The organism is Dokdonella sp. (genome assembly GCF_049593775.1).
In the GTDB taxonomy this organism is placed as follows: domain Bacteria; phylum Pseudomonadota; class Gammaproteobacteria; order Xanthomonadales; family Rhodanobacteraceae; genus Dokdonella.
In genome coordinates, this window is the sequence record NZ_JBAWHJ010000442.1 from 1 (window position 1) to 5,206 (window position 5,206).

General features: G+C 61.6%; 5 protein-coding genes. 4 read left to right on the forward strand and 1 reads right to left on the reverse strand.

Annotation, left to right across the window (positions count from 1 at the left end; genetic code table 11):
• A partial coding sequence (locus tag WBP53_RS15360; RefSeq protein WP_423930476.1) for a hypothetical protein occupies positions 1-213 on the reverse strand: 213 nt, incomplete at its 3' end.
• Between the two features lie 222 nt (positions 214-435).
• Here WBP53_RS15360 and WBP53_RS15365 point away from each other — a divergent pair.
• The 4 genes from WBP53_RS15365 to WBP53_RS15380 form a co-directional block, all read left to right on the forward strand.
• Positions 436-2,484 carry a hypothetical protein gene (locus tag WBP53_RS15365; RefSeq protein WP_423930478.1) on the forward strand — a complete coding sequence of 683 codons (2,049 nt, stop codon included), beginning with the start codon at positions 436-438 and terminating at the stop codon, positions 2,482-2,484.
• Positions 2,485-2,505: 21 nt separating this feature from the next.
• Complete coding sequence (locus WBP53_RS15370; RefSeq protein ID WP_423930480.1) at positions 2,506-3,087, forward strand: M23 family metallopeptidase; 582 nt, start codon at positions 2,506-2,508, stop codon at positions 3,085-3,087.
• 72 nt (positions 3,088-3,159) lie between these two features.
• Positions 3,160-3,948, forward strand: a complete 789-nt coding sequence (locus WBP53_RS15375) for an ECF-type sigma factor (RefSeq protein WP_423930482.1) — start codon at positions 3,160-3,162, stop codon at positions 3,946-3,948.
• A 6-nt stretch (positions 3,949-3,954) separates the two neighbouring features.
• Positions 3,955-5,206: serine/threonine-protein kinase (locus WBP53_RS15380; RefSeq protein ID WP_423930484.1), on the forward strand; the 1,252-nt coding region annotated here is incomplete at its 3' end.

Genomic DNA, 5,206 nt, shown 5'->3' on the forward strand with positions numbered 1-5,206 from the left:
GCGATGTCCGTAGGCAACCAGGCCGAGCGTGTTGTCTGCCTTCCAGGTGTCGAGCACGCCGGCCACGGTTTCCCGGGCGATCTCGACCTTGGTCTTGCCATTGATCTGGCCCCACATCGAACCCGAGGCATCGAGCACGAGCATGATGTTTTCACCGGCCATGGCCGATGTGGCGGTCAAGGCGGACAGTAGAACGGAAGCAATGATGCGCATGGCGAACCCCATCGGAATGATCGCGCATGGTAGTGGCGATTGCCGAATCCGTCATGTGGATCATTTCGCAGCGCGATTGCCAAGTGATTCACACTCTTGCGGGGGCCGCAGTCCCCCCGAATTCGCAAGGTCTCGCCGAGGATGTGGCCCCCGTGATCGCCGTGCTCCGTGGAGTGAAGTGAGGCGGCCACCACTGGCCGGCCACCAGTCCGGGGATTTGCCATGAAAACGACCGCTTTCTCAACTGCACTGCTGCTAGCCATGGGCAGCTCGGCCATTGCGCAGACTGGAACGGGTGATGCTTGGGAGGCCTTCGGTCCCGATCGCGCCGACGGCGCCTTCCTCAATATTACCCGTCGTCATCTGACCAACCAGTACGCACAGGGCATCGCCGTCGACAGGCAGCATCGGCTTCTGGTTCTGAACGAGTGGGATGAGCAGGAAGATATCGATACCGATTGCGCGGTGACGCGGCATATCGAACAGGCTCGGGGGCTGGACATGGACTACACCGGCCCCGAAGGCCTGGAAGGCACGCGCCGGATCGCGATGAACATGGGCGGCACGAATCTGGATGTCTGTTCGGCCATCGCCAGCGACAGTCTCAACCGCGCCGTTGTCGTCGGCACTGGCGCCTACAGTGGGGGAACCGGGGGTTTTGTTGTTCGCCTTGATGCAGTCGGCGAATTTGATTCGACCTTTTCCGGTGACGGCAAGTTCTCCTTGCAGTCGGTGATCTATTTTTCCGGAACATCCACACGCCTGAATCATGTGCTCGTGCAGCCGAACAACCGTGTGCTTGCGTGCGGCCATGTCCTGCGCGGAAGTGACCGCAACATGCTGGCCGTGCGTTTCACGACTTCCGGTGCGCTGGATTCGACTTTCAATGGCAACGGCTATGTCGAAGTGGATTTTGATGGCGGCGGCAGCGACGATGATTCGTGCTCGCGGCTGGCCTTGCTGCCCGATGGAGACATCCTGCTTGGCGGCACGGCTTCCGACGCCAGCGGCAACAAGGTTTACGCGTTCGCTCGCCTGAACGCGAATGGATCGCTGGATAGCGGTTTCAGCTCGGATGGGAAATTGCGTCTTGCTACCGGCACGCCGCTTGCGGCCACGCCCTCGCTCAGCGACCTGATCCACGACCCGGCGCGCAACCGCTACCTCGTCGCCTGCAATCTGAGCTACTCCGCTGGCTTCACGCCCACCGGTTGCATCATGGCGATTCGTGACACGGGCGCGATGGATACCTCGTTCGATGGTGACGGTCGGTTGCCATTGCAATTCTCGTCCTACGGAACAGGTGCTCCGAGGCAAGCCGGTGGTACTCGTTTGACCCGCCTGCTACGTCGGGATGACGGTGCCTTCTACGCGCTTGGCACACACGAGAACAGTGCAGCAGATGCAACCGTATACGGAGACACCGACATCGCATCAATACGCATCGAGGCCGATGGCAGCGTGGTCGATGCGCTACTCGATCCGAATGCCTATGCGGCTGGCGGCATCCGGTTCCACGACTTCGGTGGGCTCCGGCAACCGTTCGGCGCAACCAGTCCGAATGGAGTCGCATTGGACAGGCTGGCCAGTGAAAGGCTTGTCGACGCCACCTGGTATCGTGGAAATCTGCTCCTGCTGGCGGATCGTCCGCGCTATCGGGACAGGATGTTCGACCACGATGATGACGGCATCCTCGATGAGCCCGGGCCGATTGCGCCCGTGGTTGCCAGCATCGCAGCCGAGCGGCTGTTTGGCGCGGACTTCGATTTCGATGGTATCGACCTCGCTCGACCGAGCATCGTGCCGGTGATCGCGGTACCGTTCGGTTTCGGCAACTACTGCAGCGTCAGCAATCCGGTTTCGGCAAGCGAATATGGCCTGCTCGCACAAGGTGCCGGCAGCGACCCCTGCCAGCAGTTCCTCGATGGCAATCCGAATCTCGTCATCGAACGCGCCGGGCTGTACTCGCTGTCCGGCGTGAACTGGGTGATCGGAACCTGCTCAGGTGGCTTCATCACACTACGCGGCGGCAACGGATCTGCACCATTCGACCTCGCCTTTGCCGACAGCGCCGGTCGCACCCAGTGCGTGTTCACGGCTGCGCCCGCCGAGATGCCGATCTTCAAGCGCCCCTATAGCGGGACCAACGTCAACGTCGGCAACACCCAGTCGTTCAACCACGACCCCTATGGAATCCCGATCAACGTTTCCGAATTCGGCCAGACACCCGGCTTCTACAATGCCTGTGCCATCGACTGGCGGGGCCGGTAGCGCAGCGAGGGAAACCCCGCTGTGCCAAATGATTGCTACCCCACCGGTGGCGTCAATGAAGCGGCTGCGGACATCGATGTGACCAGTTCGCGCATGGTGGAATCCGTGGCCAATGGCTGGGTCATCATGGCCGTGCCCAGGCACATCCCGATGTTCGCGCCGGCCGGCATGGATCCGTGGCAGCGCGAAATCTTCGTCCGTCATCAGGTCGGGACCGGGCGCTACGCCGAAATATTCACTGTCTACTATGCGCACATGCAGGACACACGGGTGCGACGTGGGCAGGCCATCAACGCGAGTGCCGAGTTGGGGCGGGTCGGCACGACGGGATCTTCCAGCGGAGAGCATCTGCACATCGCCGTGCATCGGCACAGAAACTTGTCATGGCGCAGGAGCTTCGAATTTGATTTTTCCGGCGGAGGTCGCTTTGATCGTGATGGCATGGTTTCAGCGATCGACCCCTGGGGTTGGAATCCACCGACGGGTGCAGACCCCTGGGCCTGGCGCTTCCGCAACGCAGTTTCGGGCAATAGCGCACTCGACAACTCCGGAAGCTTCAGTACCTGGTTGTGGCTTTCTGGAGAGGCGCCACCCCTCGATTGAGGCAGGGGTGGCGAGCCCTGGCAAGTGCGCCTGCGGGTCGATGGCCAACGATGTCTGCGAGCAGAGAAATCGATGAAGCAAAGCCAGTTGGACGCCGTTTCGGATTCTGCACGACGTGCATTCCCGGTGACGGCGGGTACGCCGACGGTGCGCACCCGCTTTCGCCGCGCACGCAGCGCGGGACAGGCGCCTTGCACAGGACTATTCTGTGCCGAGCAAGCCCTGCGGGCGGGAGTGCCGCAGAGCCTGGGAACCGGTGGCGACTGGCTGCCGGCCTGGCCTCCTGAAAGATCCATGAAGCGTTCCGGCATGACCGAAATCACCGAGCTGATTGGCAAGGCGCGAGGCGGCGACCAGCAAGCCTCCGAACGGCTGTTTGCAACGCTTTACGACGAGTTGCGTCGGATGGCGGCGGGACAGTTGCGAGGCGACAACGCGATGCGCGCCACTTCACTGGTGCATGAGGCCTACATCAAGCTCGCACACCATGGCGCTGTCGAAGTGAATGATCGCAGTCACTACTTTGCCGTCGCCGCGCGGGTCATGCGTCAGATCGTGATCGATCATGTACGTTCCCGAGCAGCATTGCGACGTGGCGGCGACCTGCAATTTTCGCCGCTGGATACCGGTGCCTTGCAGGCCGTTGCATCGGACCGCGATGAAGAAGTGCTGGCACTCGATGCCGCCCTGGTCAACCTGGCCACGGTCGACGAGAAGCTCGCCGCCCTGGTCGAAATGCGTTTTTACGCTGGTCTCGAATTGAGCGAGATCGCCGATGCGCAGGAACGTTCCGAGCGTTCGCTCAAGCGTGACTGGCGCAAGGCGAGAGCCTTCCTGCAGCGGGAACTGGCGGTGGAGTAGCGGCCAATGACCATGGCAACTGAACGCTGGACTGAAATTGCGTCGTTGTTTGATGAATGGGTTGAGCTCGAACCGGAGGATCGCGAGAAACATCTGGTCGAATTGGCCGGGCGTGATCCCGGACTGGCTGCTGAAGTGCGCTCCCTGTTGCAGGCGGATATTGAAGAAAATCCCTTGCTCGACAGTCAGGCGGTGGTGGCCGTGCCCAGCGTGCTGGCTGATCTGGACGCCATGCCGGCCAATGGCATGCTGGGGCCTTACCGTCTGTTGCGCTCGATTGGCGAAGGCGGCATGGGTGAAGTCTGGCTTGCCGAACGGACTGATGGCGCCTACGAACAACAGGTCGCGATCAAGCTGCTCAAGCGCGGCATGGACACGCATGCAATCCTGCGCCGTTTCCTGCAGGAGCGGCGCATTCTGGCGCGTCTGCATCATCCACGCATCGTGCGCCTGCTGGATGGCGGCATGAGTGCCGACGGACGACCGTTCTACGTCATGGATTTCGTCGATGGAAAGCCGATTACGCGCCATGTCGTCGAGAACGCACTGGACCTACGTTCGCGCGTGGTACTGCTGGCTGAGGTTGCGGACGCAGTTGCCTATGCGCACACGCAACTTGTCATCCATCGCGACTTGAAGCCTTCGAATGTGCTCGTGGACGGCGAGGGCAAGCCGCGCGTTCTGGATTTCGGCATCGCCAAGCTGATCGAGGAGAGTGGCGAGCAGACCGACACCGGCTCCGGCTTGCGCGTACTGTCGCCAGCGTATGCCGCACCCGAGCAGATCCTTGGCGAAGCCATCGGCACGGCGACCGATGTCTATGCTTTGGGGCTGATGCTTTGCGAGCTCCTGACCGGCCAGTTGCCTCTGCATCGCAACGTGGCGACGCCTGCACTACTGGCCCTTGGCGCAAGTCGGGATGCCGCCGATCGCGCCAGCACGCTGGCAGTACGACTCGATTCCGATCAGGTCCATGCACTGTATGGCAACGATGTCGAATCGAGACAACTCGTGCGCGATCTGTCCGGTGACCTTGATCTGATTATTGCGACATCCTTGCACCGTGAATCCGCGCGTCGCTATCCGACTGCAGCTGCGCTGGCCGATGATCTGCGTCGATGGCTTCAGCGCCGACCAATCGCCGCGCGCGCGGATTCACCCGGATACAGATTGAAGAAGTTCGTGCGCAGGCACCGGGTCGGCGTTGCAGCAACGATCCTCATCGCGCTGTCCATGTTGGTCGGGCTTGGAATAGCGT

Excerpts from the sequence above, each read along its gene's own strand:
- WBP53_RS15375 (WP_423930482.1), top strand. The coding sequence starts at position 3,160 with ATGAAGCAAAGCCAGTTGGACGCCGTTTCGGATTCTGCACGACGTGCA.
- WBP53_RS15365 (WP_423930478.1), top strand. The coding sequence starts at position 436 with ATGAAAACGACCGCTTTCTCAACTGCACTGCTGCTAGCCATGGGCAGC.